22 protein-coding genes are annotated in these 24970 nt (G+C 74.2%); 12 read left to right on the top strand and 10 right to left on the bottom strand.

The features are described 5' to 3' along the window. The first annotated feature begins 9 nt into the window (after positions 1 to 9). Both ACHZ99_RS25455 and serC read left to right on the top strand, forming a co-directional pair. A complete protein-coding gene (locus tag ACHZ99_RS25455) occupies positions 10 to 1371 on the top strand; it encodes an endo-1,4-beta-xylanase (protein ID WP_420307070.1) in 1362 nt (453 codons plus the stop codon). A 580-nt stretch (positions 1372 to 1951) separates the two neighbouring features. After that, positions 1952 to 3070: a phosphoserine transaminase gene (serC, locus tag ACHZ99_RS25450; protein ID WP_420307069.1), complete on the top strand. Its 1119-nt coding sequence runs from the start codon at positions 1952 to 1954 to the stop codon at positions 3068 to 3070. Positions 3071 to 3139: 69 nt separating this feature from the next. Here serC and ACHZ99_RS25445 read toward each other — a convergent pair whose 3' ends face one another. Next, a complete protein-coding gene (locus tag ACHZ99_RS25445) occupies positions 3140 to 4051 on the bottom strand; it encodes an ABC transporter permease (protein ID WP_420307068.1) in 912 nt (303 codons plus the stop codon). After that, positions 4048 to 5055 carry an ATP-binding cassette domain-containing protein gene (locus ACHZ99_RS25440; protein WP_420307067.1) on the bottom strand — a complete coding sequence of 336 codons (1008 nt, stop codon included), beginning with the start codon at positions 5053 to 5055 and terminating at the stop codon, positions 4048 to 4050. The genes ACHZ99_RS25445 and ACHZ99_RS25440 overlap by 4 nt, the downstream gene beginning before the upstream one ends. An 89-nt stretch (positions 5056 to 5144) precedes the next feature. Here ACHZ99_RS25440 and ACHZ99_RS25435 point away from each other — a divergent pair, with 89 nt between their 5' ends. Further along, positions 5145 to 6002, top strand: coding sequence for a TetR/AcrR family transcriptional regulator (locus tag ACHZ99_RS25435; protein WP_420307066.1), 858 nt, complete (start codon positions 5145 to 5147; stop codon positions 6000 to 6002). A 158-nt stretch (positions 6003 to 6160) separates the two neighbouring features. Here ACHZ99_RS25435 and ACHZ99_RS25430 read toward each other — a convergent pair whose 3' ends face one another. Beyond that, positions 6161 to 7159: a WD40 repeat domain-containing protein gene (locus ACHZ99_RS25430; RefSeq protein ID WP_420307065.1), complete on the bottom strand. Its 999-nt coding sequence runs from the start codon at positions 7157 to 7159 to the stop codon at positions 6161 to 6163. A 96-nt stretch (positions 7160 to 7255) separates the two neighbouring features. Between ACHZ99_RS25430 and ACHZ99_RS25425 the strand changes: the two genes are divergently transcribed. Together ACHZ99_RS25425 and ACHZ99_RS25420 are read left to right on the top strand one after the other, a co-directional pair. Continuing rightward, the gene (locus ACHZ99_RS25425; RefSeq protein ID WP_420307064.1) at positions 7256 to 8239 is read left to right on the top strand and encodes an aldo/keto reductase; all 984 of its coding nucleotides are present in this window, start codon (positions 7256 to 7258) and stop codon (positions 8237 to 8239) included. Positions 8240 to 8487: 248 nt separating this feature from the next. Next, positions 8488 to 9048, top strand: coding sequence for a Uma2 family endonuclease (locus ACHZ99_RS25420; RefSeq protein ID WP_420307063.1), 561 nt, complete (start codon positions 8488 to 8490; stop codon positions 9046 to 9048). A 7-nt stretch (positions 9049 to 9055) separates the two neighbouring features. Here the strand turns inward: ACHZ99_RS25420 and ACHZ99_RS25415 are convergent, their stop codons facing one another. From ACHZ99_RS25415 to ACHZ99_RS25405, 3 genes are read right to left on the bottom strand one after another with little or no spacing between them, the layout of a single operon-like run. Continuing rightward, a complete protein-coding gene (locus ACHZ99_RS25415; RefSeq protein ID WP_420307062.1) occupies positions 9056 to 9667 on the bottom strand; it encodes a 2'-5' RNA ligase family protein in 612 nt (203 codons plus the stop codon). Positions 9668 to 9677: 10 nt separating this feature from the next. After that, positions 9678 to 12185, bottom strand: a complete 2508-nt coding sequence (locus ACHZ99_RS25410; protein ID WP_420307061.1) for an HAD-IC family P-type ATPase — start codon at positions 12183 to 12185, stop codon at positions 9678 to 9680. 10 nt (positions 12186 to 12195) lie between these two features. Next, positions 12196 to 12462, bottom strand: a complete 267-nt coding sequence (locus ACHZ99_RS25405; protein WP_420307060.1) for a DUF2530 domain-containing protein — start codon at positions 12460 to 12462, stop codon at positions 12196 to 12198. A 112-nt stretch (positions 12463 to 12574) separates the two neighbouring features. Here ACHZ99_RS25405 and ACHZ99_RS25400 point away from each other — a divergent pair, with 112 nt between their 5' ends. After that, complete coding sequence (locus ACHZ99_RS25400) at positions 12575 to 14011, top strand: NCS2 family permease (RefSeq protein ID WP_420307059.1); 1437 nt, start codon at positions 12575 to 12577, stop codon at positions 14009 to 14011. Positions 14012 to 14078: 67 nt separating this feature from the next. Here the strand turns inward: ACHZ99_RS25400 and ACHZ99_RS25395 are convergent, their stop codons facing one another. Continuing rightward, positions 14079 to 14312: a ribbon-helix-helix protein, CopG family gene (locus ACHZ99_RS25395; RefSeq protein WP_420307058.1), complete on the bottom strand. Its 234-nt coding sequence runs from the start codon at positions 14310 to 14312 to the stop codon at positions 14079 to 14081. Positions 14313 to 14460: 148 nt separating this feature from the next. Between ACHZ99_RS25395 and ACHZ99_RS25390 the strand changes: the two genes are divergently transcribed. Together ACHZ99_RS25390 and ACHZ99_RS25385 are read left to right on the top strand one after the other, a co-directional pair. Beyond that, the gene (locus ACHZ99_RS25390; RefSeq protein WP_420307057.1) at positions 14461 to 14952 is read left to right on the top strand and encodes a MarR family winged helix-turn-helix transcriptional regulator; all 492 of its coding nucleotides are present in this window, start codon (positions 14461 to 14463) and stop codon (positions 14950 to 14952) included. A gap of 15 nt (positions 14953 to 14967) precedes the next feature. Next, the gene (locus ACHZ99_RS25385) at positions 14968 to 16299 is read left to right on the top strand and encodes an MFS transporter (RefSeq protein ID WP_420307056.1); all 1332 of its coding nucleotides are present in this window, start codon (positions 14968 to 14970) and stop codon (positions 16297 to 16299) included. A gap of 153 nt (positions 16300 to 16452) precedes the next feature. Here ACHZ99_RS25385 and ACHZ99_RS25380 read toward each other — a convergent pair whose 3' ends face one another. Beyond that, complete coding sequence (locus ACHZ99_RS25380) at positions 16453 to 19749, bottom strand: sacsin N-terminal ATP-binding-like domain-containing protein (protein WP_420307055.1); 3297 nt, start codon at positions 19747 to 19749, stop codon at positions 16453 to 16455. Positions 19750 to 19919: 170 nt separating this feature from the next. Here ACHZ99_RS25380 and ACHZ99_RS25375 point away from each other — a divergent pair, with 170 nt between their 5' ends. The 3 genes from ACHZ99_RS25375 to ACHZ99_RS25365 all read left to right on the top strand — a co-directional run bounded on the left by ACHZ99_RS25375 (position 19920) and on the right by ACHZ99_RS25365 (position 22981). Beyond that, positions 19920 to 21185, top strand: a complete 1266-nt coding sequence (locus ACHZ99_RS25375; RefSeq protein ID WP_420307054.1) for a hypothetical protein — start codon at positions 19920 to 19922, stop codon at positions 21183 to 21185. A 146-nt stretch (positions 21186 to 21331) separates the two neighbouring features. Next, positions 21332 to 22267 carry a 2-oxoglutarate and iron-dependent oxygenase domain-containing protein gene (locus ACHZ99_RS25370; RefSeq protein WP_420307053.1) on the top strand — a complete coding sequence of 312 codons (936 nt, stop codon included), beginning with the start codon at positions 21332 to 21334 and terminating at the stop codon, positions 22265 to 22267. A 30-nt stretch (positions 22268 to 22297) separates the two neighbouring features. After that, the gene (locus ACHZ99_RS25365) at positions 22298 to 22981 is read left to right on the top strand and encodes an HAD family hydrolase (RefSeq protein ID WP_420307052.1); all 684 of its coding nucleotides are present in this window, start codon (positions 22298 to 22300) and stop codon (positions 22979 to 22981) included. A gap of 55 nt (positions 22982 to 23036) precedes the next feature. On the opposite strand, the gene ACHZ99_RS25360 is transcribed toward ACHZ99_RS25365, so the two are convergent. After that, positions 23037 to 23282, bottom strand: a complete 246-nt coding sequence (locus ACHZ99_RS25360) for a hypothetical protein (RefSeq protein ID WP_420307051.1) — start codon at positions 23280 to 23282, stop codon at positions 23037 to 23039. A gap of 182 nt (positions 23283 to 23464) precedes the next feature. On the opposite strand from ACHZ99_RS25360, the gene ACHZ99_RS25355 reads away from it, so the two are divergent. Then, entirely contained in the window at positions 23465 to 23848 is a 384-nt protein-coding gene (locus ACHZ99_RS25355) for a cold-shock protein (protein WP_027755166.1), read from the top strand. 123 nt (positions 23849 to 23971) lie between these two features. On the opposite strand, the gene ACHZ99_RS25350 is transcribed toward ACHZ99_RS25355, so the two are convergent. Further along, positions 23972 to 24847 (bottom strand): 1,4-dihydroxy-6-naphthoate synthase, encoded by an 876-nt coding sequence (locus ACHZ99_RS25350; RefSeq protein ID WP_420307050.1) that lies wholly within the window; start codon positions 24845 to 24847, stop codon positions 23972 to 23974. Positions 24848 to 24970: the final 123 nt, after the last annotated feature.

Genomic DNA, 24970 nt, shown 5'->3' with positions numbered 1-24970 from the left:
AAGGGGAACATGCGAAGACTCCGCAGCAGGCCCAGGGCCCTGCTCGCCGCACTCGCCGGCGCCCTCTGCCTGTACGGCCTCGGCACCGCCACCCCCGCGTACGCGGCCGACTCGCTCAACCAGCTCGCCCAGGCACACGGCAAGTTCATCGGCTCCGCCGCCGCGACCTCCCACTTCTCCGACAGCCAGTACACCGAGATCCTGGGCCGCGAGTTCGGCCAGATCACGGCGGAGAACGAGATGAAGTGGGACACCACGGAGCCGAGCCGCGGCCAGTTCAACTTCGGCCCCGGCGACCAAATCCGCGACTTCGCGCAGCAGAACGGCCAGTCGATCCGCGGCCACACCCTCGTCTGGCACAGCCAGCTCCCCGACTGGGTCTCCAACCTGCCGAGCGGCGAGGTGCGCGACGCGATGGAGAACCACGTCACCGAGGTCGCCGGGCACTACGCGGGCGACATCTACGCCTGGGACGTGGTCAACGAACCCTTCAACGAGGACGGCACGTTCCGCACCAGCCCGCTCTACAACGCCATGGGCGAGGACTTCGTCGCACACGCCCTGCGCGCCGCCAAGGCCGCCGACCCGAACGCGAAACTCTGCATCAACGACTACAACATCGAGGGCATCAACGCGAAGAGCACCGCGATGTACAACCTGGTGCGCGACCTGAAGGCACAGGGCGTGCCCATCGACTGCGTCGGCATCCAGGGCCACCTCGCGATCCAGTACGGCTTCCCGAGCGACATGCAGCAGAACATGCAGCGCTTCGCCGACCTCGGCGTCGACGTGGCCGTCACCGAGCTGGACGTACGGATGCAGCTGCCCGCCGACTCGCAGAAGGAAGCCACCCAGTCCCAGTACTACGCCAACGTCATCGACGCCTGCCTGGCCGTCGACCGCTGCGTCGGCGTCACGGTGTGGGGCTTCCCGGACAAGTACTCCTGGGTCCCGGACGTCTTCGACGGCGAGGGCTCGGCAACCCTCTGGAACGACAGCTACCAGCCGAAACCCGCCTACGACGCGGTCGTCGAAGCCCTCGGCGGCGACCCCGGCCCCGGACCGGGCCCGGGCGACGGCTGCGCCGCGAGCTACGCCGTACCGAACGAGTGGAACGGCGGCTTCACCGCGGCGGTCACGGTCAGCTGCGACGGCGACTCGCTGTCCGGCTGGTCGGTCTCCTGGGACTACGCGCCGGGCCAGCAGATCACCAACGCCTGGAACGCCACGTGCCGCCAGTCCGGCACGCAGGTGACCTGCACCAACGCCCCGTACAACGGCAACGTGCCGGACGGCGGCTCGGTCACCTTCGGCTTCAACGGCACCTACACGAACGGCAACCCGGCCCCGGCCACCCTGACCCTGGGCTGACCCCCCGCCCGCCGGGACCGCAGAGGAGGGGCGGACCCGGCGGGCGACGGGCCGGCGCGGGCTCGATCTGGACGGAGACCCACCCCAGGTGACCCGGTGCCGGGGTGGGACGCCCCTCTCAGGGTCGCCCGGTGGCTCCGGACCGCGTCGTGGGCTCCGGGGGCACGGGCGTGAAACTCGGTGGGGGCGGCTCCTCTTCCGTCGGCGTTCCGTACGGGACGACCTCCGCTCCCTCCGGGATCGCGACCCGGCACAGGTGGATTCCGTAGCGGCACGATCGGCACCAGAGGAACCCGTTCCCGATGCCGTCCGGCGTCCGCTCCCGGAACCGCAGCGACAGCGCACGCGCGCCGCAGCCCGCCGGGCACGGCAGGCGTAGCGGGGGTGCCGGGGCGCGGTAGGCGCGGGTGTAGGTGCGGAGCCAGTCGTTCCAGGTGTTCGCCATGGTGGGTCGTCGATTCGTCCGGTCGCTGCCGCTCCCCTCACGTCAGCCCCCGGCGGGCTGCTCAGTACGTGGGTTTCTCGTCTCAGAGCGTGGACGGAGCGTCGTCGCCGGGCGGTCGGGCCGTAGGCTTCGGGGGTGGCTGAGATCGAGATTCCCGCTGACATCAAGCCCGCCGACGGTCGCTTCGGGTCGGGTCCGTCCAAGGTGCGTACCGAGGCGCTCCAGGCCCTCGCCGCCACCGGGTCCTCCCTTCTCGGGACCTCCCACCGGCAGGCTCCCGTGCGGGACCTCGTCGGGCGGGTGCGTGAGGGTGTGCGTGAGCTGTTCGCGCTGCCCGAGGGGTACGAAGTGGTCCTCGGCAACGGCGGGTCGACCGCGTTCTGGGACATCGCCACGCACGGGCTGATCGAGCGCAGGTCGCAGCACCTGTCGTTCGGCGAGTTCTCGTCGAAGTTCGCGAAGGCCGCCAAGGCCGCCCCGTGGCTGGAGGAGCCGGCCGTCGTGACGTCCGAGCCCGGTACGCACCCGGAGGCGCGGGCCGAGGCCGGGGTCGACGTGTACGCGCTGACGCACAACGAGACCTCCACCGGCGTCGCCATGCCGCTGCGCCGGGTCGCGGGGGCCGACGACGGGGCGCTCGTGGTCGTCGACGCGACGTCCGGGGCCGGCGGGCTGCCGGTGGACGTGGCCGAGACGGACGTGTACTACTTCGCGCCGCAGAAGTCCTTCGCCTCCGACGGCGGGCTGTGGGTCGCGGCGTTCTCGCCGGCCGCGCTGGAGCGGGCCGCGCGGGTGCACGCCTCCGGGCGGCACGTGCCGGAGTTCTTCTCGCTGCCCACCGCGATCGACAACTCCCGCAAGAACCAGACGTACAACACCCCGGCCCTCACCACCCTCTTCCTCCTGGCCGACCAGCTGGAGTGGCTGAACGGGCAGGGCGGGCTGGACTGGGCGGTACGCCGCACGGCCACGTCGGCCCGTACGCTCTACAACTGGGCCGAGGAGTCGAAGGCCGCCACGCCGTTCGTCGCCGACCCGGCGCAGCGCTCGCAGGTCGTCGGCACGATCGACTTCTCCGACGACGTGGACGCCGCCGCCGTCGCCAAGGTCCTGCGCGCCAACGGCGTCGTGGACACCGAGCCGTACCGCAAGCTCGGTCGCAACCAGCTGCGCGTCGCCATGTACCCCGCCATCGACCCCGCCGACGTCGAGGCGCTCACCCGGTGCGTCGACTTCGTGCTGGAGCGGATCTGACGCCGCTTCCCTCCGTACGGAACGGGCCCCGCGGCCTCGCCGCGGGGCCCGTCGCCGTATCGCGCCCGCTCAGTGCGACAGCCGCTGGTACTTGCGCACGGCCAGCGGCAGGAACACCGCCGTGATCACCACCGGCCACACCACCGCCATCAGCATGGCGTGCTGCTCGATCCACGAGTCGCCCAGCCGCCCCGGGTTGCCGAACAGCTCGCGCACGGCGTTGGCGGTGGACGACACCGGGTTCCACATCGCGACCGCGCCCAGCCAGTCCGGCATGTCCGCGGGCGACGCGAAGACGCTGGAGACCATGCCGAAGGGGAACGCGACCGCGAAGAGGTTGCCCGCCGCCTCCTGGTTGGGCACCAGCAGGCCGAGCACCACCCCGACCCAGATCAGCGCGAAGCGCAGCCACAGCAGCAGCGCGAAGGCGGCCGCGGTCTCCAGCGCCGTGCCGTCCGAGCGCCAGCCGATGATCAGCGCGATCGCCGCCATCACCATCAGGTCGAGCGTGGCGCCGATGAGGTCGGAGACGCCGCGGCCGCTGACGACGGCGGAGGGGGACATCGGCATGGAGCGGAAGCGGTCGGTGATGCCGTGCTCCTTGTCGATGGTGATCAGCATGGCGGTGTTCATGAACCCGAAGGCCATGGTCATCGCGAACATGCCGGGCATCGCGTACGACTTGTACGCGTCCGCGCCGCCCTCCATCGCGCTGCCGAAGACGTACACGAACAGCAGCACGGAGACGACCGGGAAGCCGAGCTGCCAGGCGATGTTCGACGGCTGCCGGCGGTAGTGCAGCAGGCCGCGCCGTACGATGGTCCAGCAGTCGGCGAACGCCCACTTCAGCGCCCCGCCGGGGGCCTGCTCGCGGACCGGCGGGCGGGTGGCCTTGGGCGCCTCCCCCGCGCGCCCTCCCGGGGTCCCGCCCGGGTTCTCTCCCCGGTTCTCCCCCGCCGTGGACTCGGTGGCGGTGCTCATACGACCTTGGCCTCCTCTTTCTCGTCGGGCTTCGGCTCCGTCTCCGCCGCGCTGTCCGCCGCGGTGTGGCCCGTCAGGCTCAGGAACACGTCGTCGAGCGTCGGCCGCCGCAGCGCGATGTCGTCCACCGCCACCCCCTCGTCCTGCAACGTGCGCGCGACCTCCGTCAGCGCCGCCACCCGGTCGGCGACCGGGCCGTGCACGCGCAACTCCTCCAGCTCGATGGCCGGTTCGGCGCCGGAGACGCGGGCCACGGCCTTGACCGCGTCCGGGATCTCCTCCGCCGAGCCGACGACGACCTCGATACGGTCGCCGCCGACCGTGTTCTTCAGCGCGGCCGGGGTGTCGTCGGCGATCGTCCGGCCGCCGTCGATGACGGCGATGCGGTCGGCGAGCTTGTCGGCCTCGTCGAGGTACTGCGTCGTCAGCAGGACCGTCGTGCCGCCGGCCACCAGGTCCCGTACCGCCTCCCACACCTCGCCGCGGCTGCGCGGGTCCAGGCCGGTCGTCGGCTCGTCCATGAAAAGCACGTCCGGGGCGAGGATCATGCTCGACGCCAGGTCGAGCCGGCGCCGCATGCCGCCGCTGTACTCCTTCGCGCCCTTGTCCGCCGCCTCCGTCAGGCCGAACTGCTCCAGCAGCTCCACCGCGCGCTCGCGGGCGCGGCGGGAGCCGAGGTGGAACAGCCGGGCGAACATCTCCAGGTTCTGCCGGCCCGTCAGCACCTCGTCCACGGCGGCGTACTGCCCGGCCAGGCCGATCCGCCGGCGCACCTTGACCGGGTCCTTCATCACGTCGTGCCCGCCGACCCGGGCCTGTCCGCCGTCGAGGCGGATGAGGGTGGACAGGATCCGTACCGCGGTGGTCTTGCCCGCGCCGTTCGGGCCGAGCAGGCCGTAGACGGTGCCGTACGGCACGGTCAGGTCGAATCCGGCGAGGGCCCGCTTCTCTCCGTAGCGCTTCTGCACGCCGTCCGCCACGACGGCGTCGGCCGAGCTTGCCATCACGCTCTTCCTCCCCTATCTGAGTACGCTGTACCCATTTACGCATACGGTGTACGCAGAAGGCAAGTCCGCAGCTAGACTGCGGTCCCATGGCGGCAAGGGAACACAGCGGCAGCGGCGACCTCAGCCGCAGCATGGCCCTGCTCTGGGGCATGGAGGAGCGCGCCAAGCGCGGCCCGAAACCCGGCATCTCGGTGGCGCGGATCGTCGACACGGCCATCGGCATCGCCGACACCGAGGGGCTGGAGGCGGTCTCGATGCGCAAGATCGCCGGGAGCCTGGGCGTGGGCACCATGTCGCTGTACCGGTACGTGCCCGGCAAGGCGGAGCTGCTCGACCTGATGCTCGACGCCGTCGGCTCGGTCGAGCCGGAGGACGTCGAACGCTTCGAGAGCTTGACGACCTGGCGGGAGCGGCTGCGGAGCCTCGCCCACTCGATGTGGGAGCACTACCTGGAGCACCCGTGGCTGCTCCAGGTCGACCAGGGCCGGCCCGTGCTCGGCCCGAACGGGCTGGAGGCCTTCGAGCTGGCCCTCGGCGGCTTCGAGGGGCTGCTGCTCACCGACCAGGAGAAGGTCGGCTTCGTCACCTCGATCGACGCCACCGCGTCCGGCCTCGCCCGGGTGCACGTCAACGCCACGCAGGCGGAGGCCCGCACCGGGATCAGCGACCAGGAGTTCTGGGAGGCTCAGTCGCCGGCGCTGGAGTCGGCGATGGCGTCCGGGCGCTATCCGAGGATCGCCAAGCTGGCCGAGGACTCCTTCTCGGCGCTGGACGAAGAGACGTTCATGTTCGCCATCGACCGGATGCTGGACGGCCTGGGGGCCCTGCTCGACCGCCGGCGGGCGGAGGGGTGGACCGTACCGCCGGTCCATCCGGAGTGCCACGACGAAGGAAAGGGAGAAGGAAAGGGAGAAGGAAAGCAAGCGGGAGTGAAGAGCGACTGAGAAGCGGAACCGCGGACCCCTTCCCCGCACTCCCGCCCCAGGGTAGGCCGCCCCGCCGACAACCGGGTTCTACGCCCCGGGCGCACCCGCCGCCGGACCCCCGCGCCTCAGCCCTGGATCACGTCTCACCCCCGGCCCACGCACCCGGCCCCCGCGCCTCAGCCCCGGCGCGGGCGGCGCGCCACCGCGCGGCGCAGCAGCAGCACCGCGCCGATCCCGGCGCCCACCATCAGCACCGCCGTCACCGGTTTGCGGTCCCCGTCCCCGCCGCTCGCGCCGTCCGCCGAGCCGCCGCTCCCGGACCCGTCGGCGCCCGCGTCACCCGACTCCCCGTCCGAGCCCCCCTCGGCCTCCCGCCACACCAGGTCGCTCTGCTCCCCCTCGCTGCCGAACACGATCGCCGACCCGTCCGCCGTGTACGTCATCGACTCGCCCTGCGACTGCAACGGCACGTCCAGCCGCCCGTCCTCCTCCGGCCTGCCGTCCGCGAAGCGGTACATCCGCCCGCCGACGTACGAGCGGAGCGCCATCCTGGTGCCGTCCGGCGAGAACGCCCCGTCCGTCACCCACAGGTTGATCGGCGCGACCCGCCGGAAGATGTTCATCGACCCCGTCGACAGCTTCTCCGGCGCCACGTACATCGCCGCGCCCCCGTCCTCCTTCTTGCTCACGACGTACACCCGCCCCGTCTTCGGGTGCACCATCAGCGCCTCCGCGTCGCGCGGCCCGTCCTCGTACTGCATCTCGTACTGCACGGCGTCCACGGTCGCGTCCTTGAGCCGCTTCGGCTCCGGGAAGCGGTAGACCCACACGTACGACCACGAGCCGCCCATGTTGTCGCCGATGTCGCCGACGTAGAGCTGGTTGCCGGGGCCGAGCGAGATGGCCTCGACGTCGCGCGGCTCGCCTATGCCGCGCAGCGTGATCGTGGCCAGCGTCTCGCCGGTCTCGCCGTCGACGGCGTAGACGTACGGGCCGTCCTCGGAGTCGTTGTGCGTCCAGTACACGCCGTCGTGCTGGCGGCTGGCGGCCAGGCCGCTGGATTCGGTGATCCGGGGGTCGGTGAGGATCACGTCGTCCTGCGCCGCGGCGGGCGCGGCGCACACGAGGAGGGCCAGCAGGGCGGCGGCGATCGGCAGGCGGAGGGCGGCGCGCATGGCGCCAAGCCTGCCATGCGGATGTCCGTACGCGTGTCCGTACGCTCCCCGGATGCCCTTGCTTCGAGCGCGCTCGAAGGAGTTGGCTTGATCCTCATGAGGTATACGCAGCTGGGACGTACGGGGCTCAAGGTGAGCCGGCTCGTGCTCGGGACCATGAACTTCGGGCCGCACGCCGACGAGGCCGAGAGCCACGCCATGATGGACACCGCCCTCGACGCCGGGATCAACTTCTTCGACACCGCCAACGTCTACGGGTGGGGCGAGAACAAGGGCCGCACCGAGGAGATCGTCGGCACCTGGCTCGCGCAGGGCGGCGGGCGGCGGGACAAGGTCGTGCTCGCCACCAAGGTCTACGGCTCGATGAGCGCGGACCGCGACGACACCTGGCCCAACCACGACCGGCTCTCCGCGCTCAACATCCGCCGCGCGGTCGACGCCAGCCTCAAGCGGCTGCGGACGGACCACATCGACCTCTACCAGTTCCACCACGTCGACCGGCGCACGCCGTGGGACGAGATCTGGCAGGCCGTCGACGTCCTCGTGCAGCAGGGCAAGATCCTCTACGCCGGTTCCTCCAACCACGCCGGCTGGCACATCGCGCAGGCCAACGAGGCGGCGCGGCGCCGCGGCTCGCTGGGGCTGGTGAGCGAGCAGTGCCTGTACAACCTGCGCGAGCGGCGCGCCGAGATGGAGGTCCTCCCGGCCGCCGAGAGCTACGGCCTCGGCGTCATCCCGTGGTCCCCGCTGGGCGGCGGGCTGCTGGGCGGCGCGCTGCGCAAGGAGCGCGAGGGCGGCGGCGCGCGGTCGGCGGGGGCGCTGCGGGACGACGCGGTGCGCGCGCAGGTGGGCGCGTACGAGGACCTCGTCGCCGCGCACGGCCTGGACCCGGCGGAGGTGGCCCTGGCGTGGCTGCTGACCCGCCCGGGCATCACGGGCCCGATCGTGGGCCCGCGCACGGGTGAGCAGCTGACGTCGGCGCTGCCGGCGCTGGAGCTGACGCTGTCACCGGAGCTGCTGGCGTCGCTCGACGAGGTCTTCCCGGGGCCGGGTCCGTCCCCGGAGGCGTTCGCCTGGTGACGTAGCGGCCGTGGCTCGCTCAGCCGCCGAAGGCGGCGGCGACGGCGACGACGGCGAAGATCAGCACGAGCGTGGCGCTGACGACGCGGATGCGGGTCTTGGCGTTCACGCGTACGAGCTTACGGGCCCGCCGCCCCGCGCGGGGCGGCGGGCCCGCGACGGCGATGGCGGGGCGTGACGACTCGCCGTGAGTATCGTTGTACTGCCCGGTTGCATGCGATCAAGCAGCAGCGGGGAGGAGCGCCACGATGGCCGACGAGAGCGACGAGCTCACCCTCGACAAGATGTTCGAGTGGCTGGAGCGGATGCCGGTCCCCGGGGGATACAGGGTTGAGATCGTCGAGGGGGTCATTTGCATGTCACCGCAGCGGGACACGCTATGGGACACGATCTACGACATTCTGGATCAATTGCGCGCCCGGTACTCCCGGCGAAGGCTGAAGTCGGACGTACGGATCGACTACCCCGGCCATCTCAACGGCTTCGCCTCGGACGTCGTCGCCCTCGGCGAGAATGCCGCCAAGAACGACGAGGGACGATGGCGCTCTCAGGACGTGGAGTTCGTGGGCGAGGTGATCTCCAAGGGCACCGCCGCCAACGACTACGGACCGAAGAGGGCCGTGTACGCCGCTGCCGAAGTGCCCGTCTACCTGATCGTCGATCCGTACACCGCCAAGTGCCGCGTACACCTGAAGCCCAAGGACGGGAAGTACCGCGTCCAGAGCACCCTCGCCTTCGGCGTGGACATCGACCTCACCGACACCCCTGTCGGGCTCAAGCTCGCGACCGGCGAGTTCCCCCGCGACTGAGCCCCGGTTACGCCCCGCCCAGGGGCCAGGAGGCCACCGGCTCGTAGTGCGGCTGGGCGCCCGCCACACCCCGGAGCGGGAGGTGGCTGCGGATCAGGGTGAGGGCGGGCACCTCGCGTCGCGGGGTGGTGAAGTCGCGTAGGGCGTCCGTGTACGGGGCCAGGTCCGCGCCGCCGCCGTGGCGCTGGCGGGCCAGCGTCAGGTGGGGGCGGTAGCGGCGTTCGCCCCCGGGTCCGCGGGCCCCGGCACCGGACCCCGCGCCCTCGCCCACCCCCCGTGTCCGCCGCCCCGCCGCCTCCGCGCCCGCCGCCAGGCGGCCCAGCTCCTCGACGTCCCCCGTCGCCGCCGTCCACAGCACGGTGTCCGAGAACCGGCCGCCCCCCGCCAGCCCCAGCGACAGCGGCCCCCGCCGCCGCGCGGCGGCCCGCGCCAGCCGGTCGCCCAGCTCCGCGACGGCGCCGGCCGGCACCTCCCCGTAGAACGCCACCGTGACGTGCCAGCCCTCCGGCCGGGTCCAGCGCAGCCGTCCCGCGTCCGGCCTCCCGCGGAGCCGCGCGACCGCGGCGGCCAGCGGCTCCAGCACCTCCACCGGCGGGACGACCGCGGCGAACAGCCTCACGCCGGGCCCTTCAGTCCGTGTCCGGGAACCGCCGCGTCACCCACCGCCACGCGAACTCCAGCAGCACCGACGCGGCCACCGCGACCCCCACCGCCGTCCACGGCATCTGCGTGCCGACCAGCTTCAGCGCGAAGAAGTCCTGTAGCCACGGCGTGACCAGCACGATCACGAAGCCCAGCGCCATCGTCGCGACCAGCCCCACCCGCCACCAGGTGTACGGCCGCGCGATGATCGCCAGCACCCACATGGCGATGAGGAACAGCGTCAGCGTCGCCGCCGACGTCTCCGCGTCCAGCGCCCCGTCCCCGGTGTAGTGCCGCCGCGCCAGCATGTACGTCAGGAACGTCGCCGTTCCCGCGATCAGCCCGGCGGGGATCGCGTACCGCATCACCCGGCGTACGAAGTGGGGCCGCGCCCGCTCCTTGTTCGGCGCCAGCGCCAGGAAGAACGCCGGCACGCCGATCGTCAGCGTCGACAGGAGCGTGAGGTGCCGCGGCAGGAAGGGGTACGGGACCTGGGTGGCGACGACGAGCAGCGCCATCAGGACCGAGTAGACGGTCTTGGTGAGGAAGAGGTTCGCGACCCGCTCGATGTTGCCGATGACGCGGCGGCCCTCGGCGACCACCGAGGGGAGGGTGGAGAAGCTGTTGTTCAGCAGGACGATCTGCGCGACGGCCTTCGATGCCTCCGAGCCCGAGCCCATGGACACGCCGATGTCGGCGTCCTTCAGCGCGAGCACGTCGTTGACGCCGTCGCCCGTCATGGCCACGTCGTGCCCGCGGGACTTCAGGGCGGCGACCATGTCGCGCTTCTGCTGCGGGTTGACGCGGCCGAAGACGGCGTTGTCGTCGAGGACGGCGGCCATCTCGTCCAGGTCGGCGGGCAGCGTGCGCGCGTCGACCGTACGGTCCGCGCCCGCCATGTCCAGCTTCGCGGCCACCGCGCCGACGGACACCGCGTTGTCGCCCGAGATGATCTTCGTCTCGACCCGCTCCTCCGCGAAGTAGCGGAGGGTGTCGGCGGCGTCGGGCCGGAGCCGCTGCTCCAGGACGACCAGCGCGGCCGGCTCGACGCCGCGCGCGACCTCCGGGTCGTCCAGCTCCCGGGTGGCGCGGGCGAGGAGCAGGACGCGCAGCCCCTGGGCGTTCAGCTCGTCGATCTCGGTCAGAGCCGGGTCGGCGGGCGGCAGCAGCACGTCGGGCGCGCCCAGCAGCCACGTGCCCGCGCCGGCGGCGAAGCCGCCCGCGTCGGCCGCGTCGCCCGCGCCGCTCGCGTCGGCCGCGTCGCTGAAGGCCGCCCCGCTGTACTTGCGCGCCGAGGAGAACGGCAGCGACTCCGTGCACCGCAGCTCCCCGGTGTCCGGGTACGCCTCGACGATGGCCTGGAGGCTGGCGTTCGGCCGCGGGTCGGACGAGCCGAGCGCGCCGAGCACCCGCCGGACGTCGGCCTCGGCGGCGCCGCCGAGCGGCCGCAGCTGGGTGACGTCCATGCCGCCCTCGGTGAGGGTGCCGGTCTTGTCGAGGGCGACGACGTCGACGCGCGCGAGTCCTTCGATCGCGGGGAGTTCCTGGACGAGGCACTGCTTGCGGCCGAGCCGGATGACGCCTATCGCGAACGCCATGGAGGTGAGCAGCACCAGGCCCTCGGGCACCATCGGCACGATCCCGCCGACCATGCGGCGGATGGCGTCCTTGGTGTCCTCGTTCTCGACGACGAGCTGGCTGATGACCAGGCCGATGGCGGCCGGGACCATCATGTACGTCACGTACTTGAGGATCTCGCTGATGCCGCTGCGCAGCTCGGAGTGGACGAGCGTGAAGCGCGACGCCTCCTCGGCCAGCTGCACGGCGTACGCCTCGCGCCCCACCTTCGTCGCCGTGAACGCGCCGCCGCCGGCGACGACGAAGCTGCCGGAGAGCACCTTGTCGCCGGGTTGCTTGACGACGGGGTCGGCCTCGCCGGTGAGGAGGGACTCGTCGATCTCCAGGCCGTCGGACTCCAGCACCTCGCCGTCGACGACGGCCTTGTCGCCGGGGCCCAGCTCGACGAGGTCGCCGAGGACGATCCCGGCGGTGGGGATCTCCCGGGTGCGGCCGTCGCGGCGCACCTGGGGCTTGGCCTCGCCGATGACGGCGAGGCTGTCGAGGGTCTTCTTGGCGCGCAGCTCCTGGACGATGCCGATGCCGGTGTTCGCGAGGATCACGAAGCCGAACAGGCTGTCCTGGATGGGCGCGACGGCCAGCATGACGACCCACAGGACGCCGATGATGGCGTTGAAGCGGGTGAAGACGTTGGCGCGGACGATGTCGGCGGTGGAGCGGGAGGAGCGTACGGGAACGTCGTTGACCTCGCCGCGGGCGACGCGCTCGGCGACCTCGGCGGCGGTGAGTCCGTCGTGCCGGCGCGCGGCGGCGGACTCGGCGGTGGCGTCGGCGGCGGTGGGCTCGGCGGCGGTGGTGGCGGCGCCCGGCTCCGGCCCCTCGCCGCCCTCGGGGGCGGTCTCGACCCGCTGCGTCATGCGTACGACGTTACGTGTTCGGCGCGGCGGCTGCGCGGGCGCCCCGGGCGAGAGCGGCGGCCCGGCGGCGTACGTACAGGATGCCGAGGAGTCCGAGACCCGCGCCCGCGAGACAGGTCCACAGCCACCACATGCGGTCGTGGTCGTCGAGCCAGCCGGTGAACGGCAGCTGGACGAGGAAGAGCACGAACCACAGCACGGTGCCGCCGACCGTCACCGCCATGATGTCGCCCTCGAACGGCTCCGGCGCGGGATGACTGTACGCCTTCTTGCCCATGTCACCAGGGTACGGGCCGCGGGCCGGCCGCATACTGGGTGGGCGCCGGAGTCCGGCCACCGCCGGGCCCCGCCCGGCACGGCTCCGGCACCGCTCAGCACGAAGGTCGCGCATGCCCCCCAACGCGAAGACCGGCAGCAACTCGCCCCTCGACGCCTACTTCCGCATCTCGCGGCGCGGCTCGTCCGTCACCCAGGAGCTGCGGGGCGGGCTGGCGACCTTCTTCGCCATGGCGTACATCATCGTGCTCAACCCGATCATCCTGGGTTCGGCGACGGACAAGTTTGGCCAGAAACTCGACCATGGCGAGCTGGTCACCGCCACGGTGCTGGTCGCCGCGGTCACCACGCTCCTCATGGGCGTCATCGGCAACGTCCCCGTCGCCTGCGCCGCCGGCCTCGGCATCAACGCGGTGGTGTCGCTCCAGCTCGCGCCGGAGATGGCGTGGGCGGACGCGATGGGGATGGTGGTGCTGGCGGGGCTCGTCATCATGCTGCTGGTGGCCACCGGGCTGCGGGAGCGGGTGATGTCCGCGATCCCGGACGGCCTGCGCAAGGCCATCGCGATCGGCATCGGCCTGTTCATCGCCCTCGTCGGCCTGGTCGACGCGGGCTTCGTCACCCGCAACCCGGACTCCGCGCACACCACCGTACCGCTCGGCCTGGGCACCGCCGGTCACCTGGACGGCTGGCCGGTGCTGGTCTTCGTGCTGGGGCTGGGGCTGACCTTCGTGCTGCTGGCGCGCCGCTTCCGCGGCGCGATCCTCGTCAGCATCGTGACGATGACGCTGGTCGCGATGGTCATCCACGCGACCGCCGACCTCCCGGAGGAGGCGTGGGGCCTGACCGCCCCGGTGGTCCCGGACAGCGTCGTGGAGGCCCCGGACTTCGGCCTGCTGGGCGAGGCGAGCCTCTTCGGCGGCTTCCGCGAGGCAGGCATCCTGACCGGCTGCCTCTTCGTCTTCACCGTGCTGCTGTCCGGCTTCTTCGACGCGATGGGCACGATCCTCGGCGTCACGGAGGAGGCCCGCCTCCTCGACGAGCACGGCCGCCTCCCCGAGATGAACCGGGTCCTGATGGCCGACGGCGCCGCGGTCGCCCTCGGCGGCGCGGCCTCCGCCTCGGCGAGCACGGCCTTCGCCGAGTCGACCGCGGGGGTCGGCGAGGGGGCCCGTACCGGGCTGGCGAACGTGGTGACGGGCGGGATGTTCTGCCTGGCGCTGGTCTGCACGCCGCTGGTGACGATCGTCCCGGCGCAGGCGGCGACGCCGGCGCTGGTGGTGGTGGGCTTCCTGATCCTGTCGTCGAACATCGGCAGCATCGACTGGTCCGACCCGACGATCGCGATCCCGGCCTTCCTGACGATCACGCTGATGCCGTTCACGTACAGCATCACGGCCGGCATCGGCATGGGCTTCCTCGCCCACGTGCTGCTCCGCGCGGCGGTGGGGCGCCCGTGGAGCGTACGCCCGGCGCTGTGGGTGACGTCGGCGGTGTTCGTGGTCTACTTCGCCCTCGACCCGATCGAACGCTGGCTGGGCCTCGACTGACCGCCGCGCGCGGCGCGCTGGGCGGCGCCACGCCCGGGCCCGCCGGGGCCGGGTCAGCGGGGCCGGGTCAGCGGGGGCGGCCGGTGGCTCCGAGGCGGTGGGAGGCCGGGGTGGGGCTCGTCGGCCAGTGGGTGAGGCGTTCGGTCTCCTCGACCGCCGTCCGGAAGCGTTCGTCGAAGTCGTTGCGCCGCAGCAGGCGCACCACGTAGTCCTGCACCGCCATGTCCCGCCGCGCCGCGTGGGTGCGGAGGCGGTCGAGGAGTTCGCCGTCTATTCGCAGGCTGAGCACGTCTGTCCCCATGCCGTCAGGGTCGCCGCTCGCGGAGGGCGGGCGCGGGCGTTCCCGTACGCGGTCATCCTTTCGGGCGACGTGGGCAGCCTGCCCGTAACCTCCTCAGTCTCGGCTTCCACATTTTACTTAGACAAAGTAATGAGGTACGCTAATGACCATGCCTGACCTGTCCCGGGACGAGAACGCCGCCGCGGTGAACTCGCTCCGCTCCGCGATCATGCGCCTGACCCGCCGGCTGCGGCACCAGCGCGTGGACGAGTCGCTGAGCCCGACCGAGATGTCGGTGCTCGGCACGCTCTTCCGCTGCGGCCCCCTCGGCCCCGGTGAGCTGGCGCGCAAGGAGCACGTCCAGCCGCCGTCGATGACCCGCATCGTCGCCATGCTGGAGACCAAGGGGCTGGTCCGGCTGGAGCCGCACCCGGAGGACCGGCGGCAGAAGGTCGTCAGCCAGACCGAGCAGGCCGAGGCGATGCTGGAGGAGAGCCGCCGCAAGCGCAACGCCTGGCTGGCCGAGCTGGCCGGCGGGCTGTCCGAGCAGGAGTGGGCCACGCTGCGCGCCGCCGCGCCGGTGCTCGAAAAGCTCGCGCACCTGCCCGTGCCGGACGCGCGCGCCGCGCCGCCGCAGGACACCGCAGAAACAGGACGCTGACAGGAGGGGACACTTTTGAGTACGGGACCCGGAGCAGACTCCGCCCCCGCACCCACATCCGACGACCGCGGCACCTTCAGCTCGCTGAAGATCCGCAACTACCGGCTCTTCGCCGGCGGCCAGGTGGTCTCCAACACCGGTACCTGGATGCAGCGCATCGCCCAGGACTGGCTGGTGCTCAGCCTCACCGGCTCCGCCACCGCCGTCGGCATCACGACCGCGCTGCAGTTCCTGCCCATGCTGCTGTTCGGCCTCTACGGCGGCGTGCTCGCCGACCGGCTCCCCAAGCGCAAGCTGCTGCTCTTCACCCAGACCGCCATGGGCCTCATCGGACTCGCGCTCGCGGCGCTCACGCTGAGCGGGGCGGTGACGGTCTGGCACGTGTACCTGATGGCGTTCCTGCTCGGCCTCGCCACCGTCGTCGACAACCCGGCGCGGCAGGTGTTCGTCGCCGAGCTGGTCGGCAAGGAGCAGATGCAGAACGCCGTCAGCCTCAACGCCGCCAACTTCCAGACCGCACGGCTCCTCGGCCCCGCCGTCGCCGGCATCCTCATCACCGCCGTGGGCAGCGGGTGGGCCTTCCTGCTCAACGGCCTGTCGTTCCTCGCCCCCATCACCGGGCTGCTGCTCATGCGCACCGCGGAGCTGCACCGCGTCGAGCGCGCGCCGCGCGGCAAGGGGCAGCTGCGCGAGGGCCTTACGTACGTCGCCGGGCGGCCGGAGCTGCTGTGGCCGATCGTGCTGGTCGGCTTCATCGGCACGTTCGGCTACAACTTCCCCATCTGGCTCACGGCGTACGTGGACGAGGTCTTCCACGGCGACGCCGGCACGTACGGCCTGCTCAACTCGCTGATGGCCGCCGGCTCGCTGGGCGGCGCGCTGTTCGCGGCCCGGCGCGGGGTGAGCCGGATGCGGCTGACGGTGCTCGCGGCGCTGGCGTTCGGAGTGCTGGAGATCGTGGCGGCGGTGTCGCCGGCGTTCTGGCTGTTCGCGGCGCTGCTGGTGCCGGTGGGCGCGTTCGGGCTGCTGTTCAACACGACGGCGAACGCGAACGTCCAGCTGGCCACGGACGAGGCCATGCGGGGGCGGGTGATGAGCCTGTTCGTGATGGTGTTCGTCGGCGGCACGCCGATCGGCGGGCCGGTCGTGGGCTGGGCGACGGACACGTTCGGCGCCCGGATCGGGTTCCTGACGTGCGGCGTGATCTCGGCGGTGGCGGCGGTCACGGTGGGCCTGGTGCTGGCCCGGGTCGGGGGGCTGCGGCTGCGGATCGACCTGCGGCGGGGGCGGAAGCACGTCGCGTTCGTGCCGTCGCGGCGGGCGGAGGAGCTGGCGCCGGCGGCGTAGCGGCGGCGGTGGGGCCCGGGCGGCTGCCGCGCACCCGGCCCGCTTGCGCGCCGTACGGCCACCGCGACCGCCGCCCCTGCGTCCCGGCGCCCCGGCGCCCTCCAGCGTCCTCCGCGCCCTCCGGCGTCCGGCGTCCTCGCCCGCGTACGGGCCTCAGTCGAACCAGCGGGCCTCCCCCAGCTCCCGCGTCCGCGACGGGTCCTCCAGCAGCGCCGCCGCCTCGAACCGCCGCGCCCACTGCCCCGTCGACCACGCCAGTCCCGCCGCCAGCCCCTCCATCGTCGCCGCGTGGACGGTGCCGTCCGGGGTGCGGCGCCAGTCGAGTTCGGCGCCGCCGGCCGTGAGCCGCTCGTGCTCCTCGTACGTCTCCGGGGTGTCCGGGCCCAGCAGGTCCCGTACGGGCCGCGGGACCTCCCGGGTTTCGCCCGCCGCGGCCACCCCCGCCTCGTACGCCTCCGTCAGCCGCCGCACCTGGAGCAGCTCCGCCAGCGCCGCCGCCCGCCGCGGGTCGACCGGCAGCAGCGGGCGGGCCGCCGCCAGCGGCACCAGGTCGGGGGCGTCCGCGACCAGGGCCTCGCCGGCCGGCACTACCTCCGTGGCGCCGTCGCGGACCGCGCGGAGGTCGTCCGGGAGGGTGACGGCGGCGGGGTCGAGGTCGGCGAGGAGGGTGTAGAGGGCGTGGAGCTGGGGCGGGGTGACCTCGTCGGCGGCGGGGTCGGCGAGGCGGGCGAGGAGTTCCGCGGCGCCGCCCGGCTCGTCGAGGAGCGCGGCGGCGGAGGTGCGTACGCCCAGGGCGCGGAGGACCTGCTCGTCGCCGACCGCGGAGGCGTCGGCCGGCTCGTACAGCCCGGCGAGCAGCGGGTCGCCGCCCGCGGCGCGCAGGCCGGCGGGCGGGCGGCCGTCGAGCACGGGGTTGCCGCGCAGCCACCAGGCGGTGTACGGGCGTACGAGCCGCGCCTCGCCGTCCGGCAGCAGCACGCGCGCGGGACGCGTCAGGGCCTCGCGCAGCGGCGGGCGGGAGAGCAGCGCGAGCGCCTGCGGCCAGCGCACCTCGTCGACGAGGTCCAGGTCCCGTACGCCCACCAGTTCGGTGAGCACCGGCGGCACGGGCGTGTCCGGCAGCTGGTCGAGGACGTCCTCGCACCACACGTCGACGGCGTCGAGGAGCCCGGCGTCGTCGGGTTCGGGGTAGTCGGCGTCGCGCGGCTCCAGCTCGTCGGGGTCGAGGACGACGTCCCCGGCCCGTACGAGCGCGAAGTGGGCCTGCACCCCGACAGCCGTCAACGGCTCCTCCCCCCACCGCTCGACCAGGCCGGGGTCGCACAGCGCGAGTTCACCCGGTCGGATGACGCCGGCGAACGGGCTGCCGGGGTAGACGAGTTCTCCGGCGGGGGCCGGCTCGCCGTCCTCGTCGGGCAGCGCGAGGGCGCCGAGCCACGGTTCGTCGCCGGGCGCGAGGCGGGCGTCGCGGACCAGCCCGAGGACGATGTCCGCCAGCTCCTCCGGCCCCGGCGCGCCCTGTTCGGGCCCCTCGTCGAACCACACCTCCCCCGCGTCCAGCGACCCGGCGACCGCCGCCCGTACCTGCGGGGTCGTCAGCACGGCGCGGGGGGTGGCGGGGACGGCGCCGAGCTGCTCCAGCACGGGGTGGGCGGCGACGGGGTCGGCGACGCGGAGGCCGAGGCGGGCGAGGCGCGCGGGGCGGCTGTCGTCGGGGGCGCCGGGCTCGCCGCCGTCGGCCGTGGGGAGGAGGACCTGGCGCGGGCCCACGACCACGCGGCCGTCGGCGAGCGGCACGGGCAGCCCGGCCAGCTCCTCGGGGTCGGTGCCGGCGAGGGAGTCGTAGAGGCCGTGCCACCAGGCGGCCGGTCGCTCCACGCCGCTGAGCCGCTCGACGAGTTCGCCGAGCGGCACGCGCGCGACGCCGAGGGTGCGCAGTTCGCCGCGGCGCTCCAGCCCGGCGGGGAGCAGGTGCGGGAAGACGTCGCCGAGCCGGCGCACGGTCTCCGCGCCGGCGCCCTCGGCGACGAGCGCGTCGCGGGGGCGCAGGGGCCGCGGCCCGTCGCCCTCCCCGGGCGCGTCGGACGGCGGCGTGGCGGGGGGCAGGAACGCCACGTCGGGGAGGAGCCGGAGGATGCCGGCGCGCAGGGCGCCGTCCAGCTCGCCGCGCCCGAGGGGGCCGGGGACGAGGTCGACGGTGCCGGGGGAGAGGGGGGCCCAGTCGGCGAGGAGCGCGGCGTAGGCGTCGGCGGCGCGGTCGACGAGGAAGTCGGTGAGCGGGCCGGGGGCGAGGTGGCGGCGGGTGGGTTCGAGGGGGAAGGAGGCGATGAGGAGCGCGGGGACGCCGAGGGGTTCGTCGGTGGGGGTGGGGGCGTGGAGCACGGGGGCGGTGGCGGGCGCGGCGGGGGCGCCGTCGGGGCCCACGGGGACGGCCCAGGTGACGGTCCAGGTGGGGCGGAGGCGTTCCTCGACGGGGCGGTCGGCGAGGAGGCCGGGGTCGAGCCGCCCGGCGGCGGTGCGGGTGCGGTAGCGGGTGGCGGCGGGCGGGGCGGCGGCCCCGGGTTCGGCGGCGGCGGGCTCGGCGGCGGGTTGGGCGGCCGGTCCGCGGGCCGGTGTGCTCGTACGGCCGCTGTCCTCGATGACCGTGTACGGGCCGTCCGTGCGGCGGCGCAGGGTGCGTACGCCCTCGGGGGTCTCCACCACGACCTCGGCCAGGCCGGGGAGCGCGAGGAGGAGCGCGTCGTCGACGGCGTCGAGGAGGCGGCGGGCGAGGGCGGCGGCCGCCGGGTCGCGCAGGGGGAGGCGGACGGCGGTGTCGTAGCCGCCGGGCACGGCGGGGGCGCCGGTGTCCGCGAGGGGCAGGGGGAGGCGGAGCAGGGGGACGTGGCCGGCGCGGCGGGCGGCCTCCTCGGCGAGCGCCGGGTTGCGCTCGCCGGCCGTACGGACCAGCTCCCGCGCCTCCGCCAGCGACCACCGCGCCCCCGCGCCGCCCCGGGAGACGACCTCCGGCGCGTCGCTGACCGCCAGCACGGCGGAGAACCCGACCCCGAACCGCCCCACGGCCTCGCCGGTGTCCTCCCCGCGCTTGGCGGAGGCCCGCAGCGTGGCCAGCGACTCGACGCCGGCGGCGTCGAGGGGAGCCCCGGTGTTGGCAACGGTCAGCACCCCGGCACCGCCTCCGGCGGACGGCTCCCCGGCCCCGCCGGCGGCGTCCAGCGTCAACCGCAGCCGGCCCGCCTCCCCCGCGCGGGCGGCCGCGTCCGCCGCGTTCTGGGCCAGCTCGACCACCAGGCGGTCGCGGTAGCCGCCGAGGGCGAGGTCCTCCTCCGCGTTGGCGTCCTCGCGGAAGCGGGCGGCCGACGCCGCCCAGGCGTCGAGGGCCGCGGCGCGCAGCCGGGCGGTGGGGTCGGCCACGGCGGCCGGGGGGTCCACGGGATCCACGGGGTCCACGAAGGCTCCTTGTCGCGGGAGGTGCCGGTCCGCCGCAGCGTATTCGGTCGCCCGCGGCGTACGCGCGGCGCACTCGCCCGCGGGCGCCGGGGCCGCGTGCGGGGGGCGAGGGGGCGGCCGTGCGCGCGGTACCGTCGAGAAGTCAACAGCGCACGGCCGTAGGGGATTCGGTGGGCATCGAGAGCGACCAGCTCGTATACGACTACCTGAGCCGCGTCGGCGACATCGCACAGCAGCGCGCCCTGCCCTCCGGGCAGCGCATGCGGCTGGTCAACGAGCTGCGGACCGGCATCGACAAGGTGCGCGCCGCCGAGGGCGCGCACAGCGTGGCCGCGGTGAAGCAGGTGCTCGCCCGGTTCGGCAGCCCCGGGGACATCGTCGAGGCCGCCAAGCGGGACCCCGCGTCCGCCGTGCCGGAGGTCGCGGTGCGGCCCGGGGAGCCGCCGCCGGCCGGGGGCGGCGGGCTGGCATCGCGGCTGCCGCGGCCGCGGGCGGGCGGGTCGGAGAAGTGGCTGGGCCGGCTGCCCCGGCCGCGTACCGGCTCCGACTCCGGTCCCGGCTCCAACTCCGGCCGCCGCGGCGGAGGCGGGCCCGAGTTCCCCGTACCCCGGCCGGCGCCCGCGCCCGACGACTTCACACCCCCCGCCGAGCCGCCCCCCACCGCCGCCTCCCCGCCCCACCTCGCCGGCGAGGACGAACTCGACCGCTCCCACGCCGACCCCGACTGGTGGCACGTCGAACCCACGCCGTTCGCCGGCCCGGTGCCCGGACCCCCGCGCGGCGCCGACAAGGTGCCCGGCTTCACCGGCGGCGTCGAGCTGCCGGAGCTGTTCCGGCACCCGGAGGACCAGGACGCCGACGACGGCGCGGACGGCGCCCCGGACGGCGCTGGTCCGCGGCAGCCCGGCCCGAAGGGCGCCGTGGGCCGCGCCGCCCGCGCCGCCAAGGCCGCGAACGCGGCCCGGTCCGCCCGGGCCGCCAAGGCGAAGCAGGCCCGCCGGGAGGAGGCGGAGGCCGAGGCCGAGGAGGAGTACGAGGACGACGAGCCGGCGCCCCCGCCCCGCCGCCACGGCGCCGCCACCCGCGAACTGCTGCGCAGCGCCGGCCTGATGGAGGTGCTGGCGATGGGCGCGCTGCTGGGGGGCGCGGCGCTCAGCCAGTGGATGGCGTCGGTCGTCGGCTGGGCGCTGGTGTACACGTCGCGGCGGCTGTCGATGAGGGAGAAGAAGTGGGCCGCGCTCGGGGTGCCGGGCACGGTGGCGGCCGGCGGGCTGGTGTGGCTGTGGGGACGTCACGAAGGGCGGTGGGGCGAACAGCTGAAGGAGGGGACGCTGGGGCAGGCGTACCAGGACATGTTCCTCGACCTCGTCCGGCTCGCGGCCGTCGCCTCGGTGCTCTTCCTGCTCTGGCGGGCGCGGCGGCGGCTGCGCAAGTAGCGCCCGCCGCCCGGGACCACACCGGTGGGACGGCGCCGCGGGTGCCGCCCGGGGCCCGGCGCAGGCGCGCCGGGCCGCTGTACGGGGCCGTCCGCCGCGGCCCACAATGAGGCCACCACGGCAGCGTCCCGGAGAGAGGCACCCGCATGAGCATCTCCCTTGTCGACCTCGCGTCCTGGCGGTCCGGCGACCCGGACGAACGGCGGCGGGTCCTCGCCCGGCTCGACGAGTCGCTGCGGGCGACCGGGTTCGTGATGGTCACCGGTCACGGCGTGGACCCCGCCCTGCGCGCGGCCGTCAGGGCGGCCGCCCGTACGGCCTTCGACCTGCCCCCCGACGTCAAGGACGGCTACCGCAACCGGGGCGACGGCGGCTGGACCGGCCCCGGCGGCATCGCCGCGGCGGCGATCAAGGACGGGGCGAGCCCGCCGGACCTCGTCGAGCTGTGGAGCCTCTATCCGCACCACCCCGGCGTCTGGCCGGCCGAGGTGCCCGGCCTGCGCGAGCCGGTCGAGGAGTACGCGCGCCAGATGCGGCGCCTCTCGCTCGACCTGCTGGAGCTGCTCGCCGCCGCCCTCGGGGAGCCGGCCGACTTCCTCACCCGCTACGACACGGACGCGGCCTGGACGTGCAATGTCAACTGGTACGGGAGCAGGCGGCGGACCGGCGCGCCGCGCCCCGGCCAGTACCGGCTCGGGGCGCACCAGGACTGGGACCTCATGGCCGTCCTGGACCGCCAGCACGGCCTGGGCTGCCTCCAGGTGCGCAACGGCCCGGCCGACGCCGAGGACGACGAGGACAACTGGCGGGACGCCCCGTACCACCCCGAGGTGGACGCGCTGACCGTCAACCTCGGCGAGCTGGGCGCGATGTGGAGCGGGGGACGGTGGCAGGCGGGGTGGCACCGGGTGCTGCCGCCGCCGGTGGACGCGCCGGCGGAGGAGCTGATGTCGCTGGTCTGGTTCTACAACCCGGGCCCGGCCACGCCCATGCCGGCGGGGGGCGCCGGCGGGGCGGAGGAGCGGCCCGCGACGGTGGGCGAGTTCCTGGACGAGCGGCTTCAGGCCATCCTCCTGACCTGACCGGATCGGGCGGCGGGCAGAATTGGCCGAATGCGTACCCCCTCCCCGCCGCCCGCCCCGTCCCGGCCGCCGGCCCCGTCCCGGCCGCCGGCCTTCACTGTCGGCTTCGACCTGGACATGACCCTCATCGACTCCCGGCCGGGGATCAAGGCGGTGTACGAGGCGCTCGTCGCGGAGACGGGCGTGTACGTCGACACCGACCTCGTGACGTCGCGCCTCGGCCCGCCGGTGGAGTCGGAGCTGGCGAACTGGTTCCCCGCGGACCGCGTGGCCGCCCTCGGCGACCGCTACCGCGCCCTCTACCCCGACCACGGCATCACCCCCACCACCGCCCTGCCCGGCGCCGCCGCGGCGCTCACGGCGGTGCGGGCGGCCGGCGGGCGGGCCCTGGTGGTCACGGCGAAGAGCCGGCCGCTGGCGGAGCTGCACCTCGACCACCTGGGCCTGGCCCCGGGTGCGGTCGTGGGTGGGCTGTGGGCGGACGCGAAGGCGACGGCGCTGACGGAGTACGAGGCGTCGGCGTACGTCGGCGACCACGTGGGGGACGTCGCGGGGGCGCGGGCGGCGCGGGTGCTGTCGGTGGCCGTGGCGACGGGGCCGTGCCCGCCGGCGGAGCTGCGGGCGGCCGGGGCGGACGTCGTACTGCCGGACCTGCGGGCGTTCCCGGAGTGGCTGTCGGGGTGGCTGTCGGGGGCCGGGGCGCCGGGGCCGTAGAGGCGCGGCGGCCCCCGGGGTGGCCTTGGGGGCGCGCAGGCGTGCGCGTCGTACGCTACGGCGCCGGCGCCGCCTGCCGCGCCTCGCGCCGGGACGCCGCCGCGGAGCGGAACAGCCCGGCCAGCGCCAGCCCGAAGCCGACACCCATCAGCATCGAGACGAGATACGCGACCGTCGGCAGCGGGTCCGCCCCGATGAAGAACGGGACGAAAGTGACAAACGTACCGAGCGCGCCGACGAGGAAGACGATCGCCCCGGCGCGTACGAGCAGGTCCCCGGGGCGGGAGGTTCCGGTGTTCACACCACCAGCGTAGGCGGGCCGGAATGTGCGCGCGGGATACGCGGGATATGCGCTGAGGAAGCACCCGGCGACATCTTGTCACCACGCGGGGGACCATTAGCCTTGAGGTGGCGGGTCACGTGACCCGCTCTCCTGCTCTTTCGGGGGCGGCGAGCACGAAAACGAAGACAGGGCGACGACACGTGCCTACCGGCAAAGTCAAGTGGTTCAACAGCGAGAAGGGCTTCGGCTTCCTCTCCCGCGACGACGGCGGTGACGTCTTCGTGCACTCGTCGGTGCTGCCGGACGGAGTGGAGACGCTCCGGCCCGGGCAGCGCGTCGAGTTCGGCGTGGTGGCCGGACAGCGCGGCGACCAGGCGCTGTCCGTGACGCTGCTGGACCCCACCCCGTCGGTCGCGGCCGCGCAGCGGCGCAAGCCGGACGAGCTGGCGTCGATCGTGCAGGATCTGACGACGCTGCTGGAGAGCGTGACGCAGCAGCTCGAACGCGGCCGGTACCCGGACAAGACGCACGGCCGGAAGATCGCCGGGATGCTGCGGGCCGTCGCCGATCAGCTGGACGTCTGAGGGGGCTGTCGTACCCGTACCGGGTGGGAGGGAAGCGCCGGAGCCCGGGGCGCGGGGGTGTTTCCGTCTCCCCTGTCCCGCGTCCCTTGTCCCCTGTCGCCTGTCCCCGCTCGCCGGTCTCCGCTACGGGAACGCCAGCGCGCCCGGGGCGAGCGGCGGCACCAGCCCCTCGGCCGCGGCGCGGGTGAGCAGCCCGCGCACCGCGGCGTAGCCGTCCTCGCCGAGGTCGGCGGTGAACTCGTTGACGTACAGCCCGATGTGCTGCTCGGCCACCGCGGGATCCATCTCCTGCGCGTGCTCCGCCACGTACGCGCGCGAAGCCTCCGGGTCCGCCCACGCCATCCGCACCGAGGCACGGGCGGCGTCGGCGAGCGCGTGCAGGGTCTCGGCGCCGAGGGCGCGGCGGGCGACGATGGCGCCGAGGGGGATGGGCAGCCCGGTGACCGCCTCCCAGTGCTCGCCCATGTCGGCGACGCAGTGCAGGCCGTAGCCCTGGTAGGTGAAGCGGGCCTCGTGGATGACGAGCCCGGCGTCGACCTTGCCGTCGCGGACGGCGGGCATGATCTCGTGGAACGGCATGACGACGACCTCGCCCACGCCGCCCGGGACTTCGGTGGCGGCCCAGAGCCGGAAGAGCAGGTACGCGGTCGAGCGCTCGCTGGGCACCGCGACGGTGCGCCCGGCGAGGTCCACGGGGTTCTGCGCGGCGGCGGTCAGCACCAGCGGGCCGCAGGCGCGGCCGAGGGCGCCGCCGCAGGGGAGGAGGGCGTAGCGGTCGAGGACGTAGGGGAGGACGGCGTAGGAGACCTTGAGCACGTCCAGCTCGCCGCGCTCGGCCATGCCGTTGGTGAGGTGGATGTCGGCGAGGGTGACGTCGAGGGGCGGGGCGCCGGGGACGAGGCCGTGGGCCCAGGCGTGGAAGACGAAGGTGTCGTTGGGGCAGGGGGAGTAGGCGATGCGGAGCGCCTGCGACGGCGACGGGCTCGGGGGCGGGGTCATGGGTGCTCCTTCCCCTCCGGTGGGGCGGCGGTGGCGGCGGGTCCTCCGGTCGGGCGGCCGGGGGTAGGGCGGTCGACGGCGGGGCGGCCGGGGGTGGTGCGGTCGACGGCGGGGCGGCCGTCG

The organism is Streptomyces sp. MAR4 CNX-425 (genome assembly GCF_048656465.1).
GTDB lineage: Bacteria > Actinomycetota > Actinomycetes > Streptomycetales > Streptomycetaceae > Streptomyces.
The sequence above is the reverse complement of the archived record's forward strand: the minus strand, read 5'-3'. Positions and strand labels throughout refer to the sequence as shown.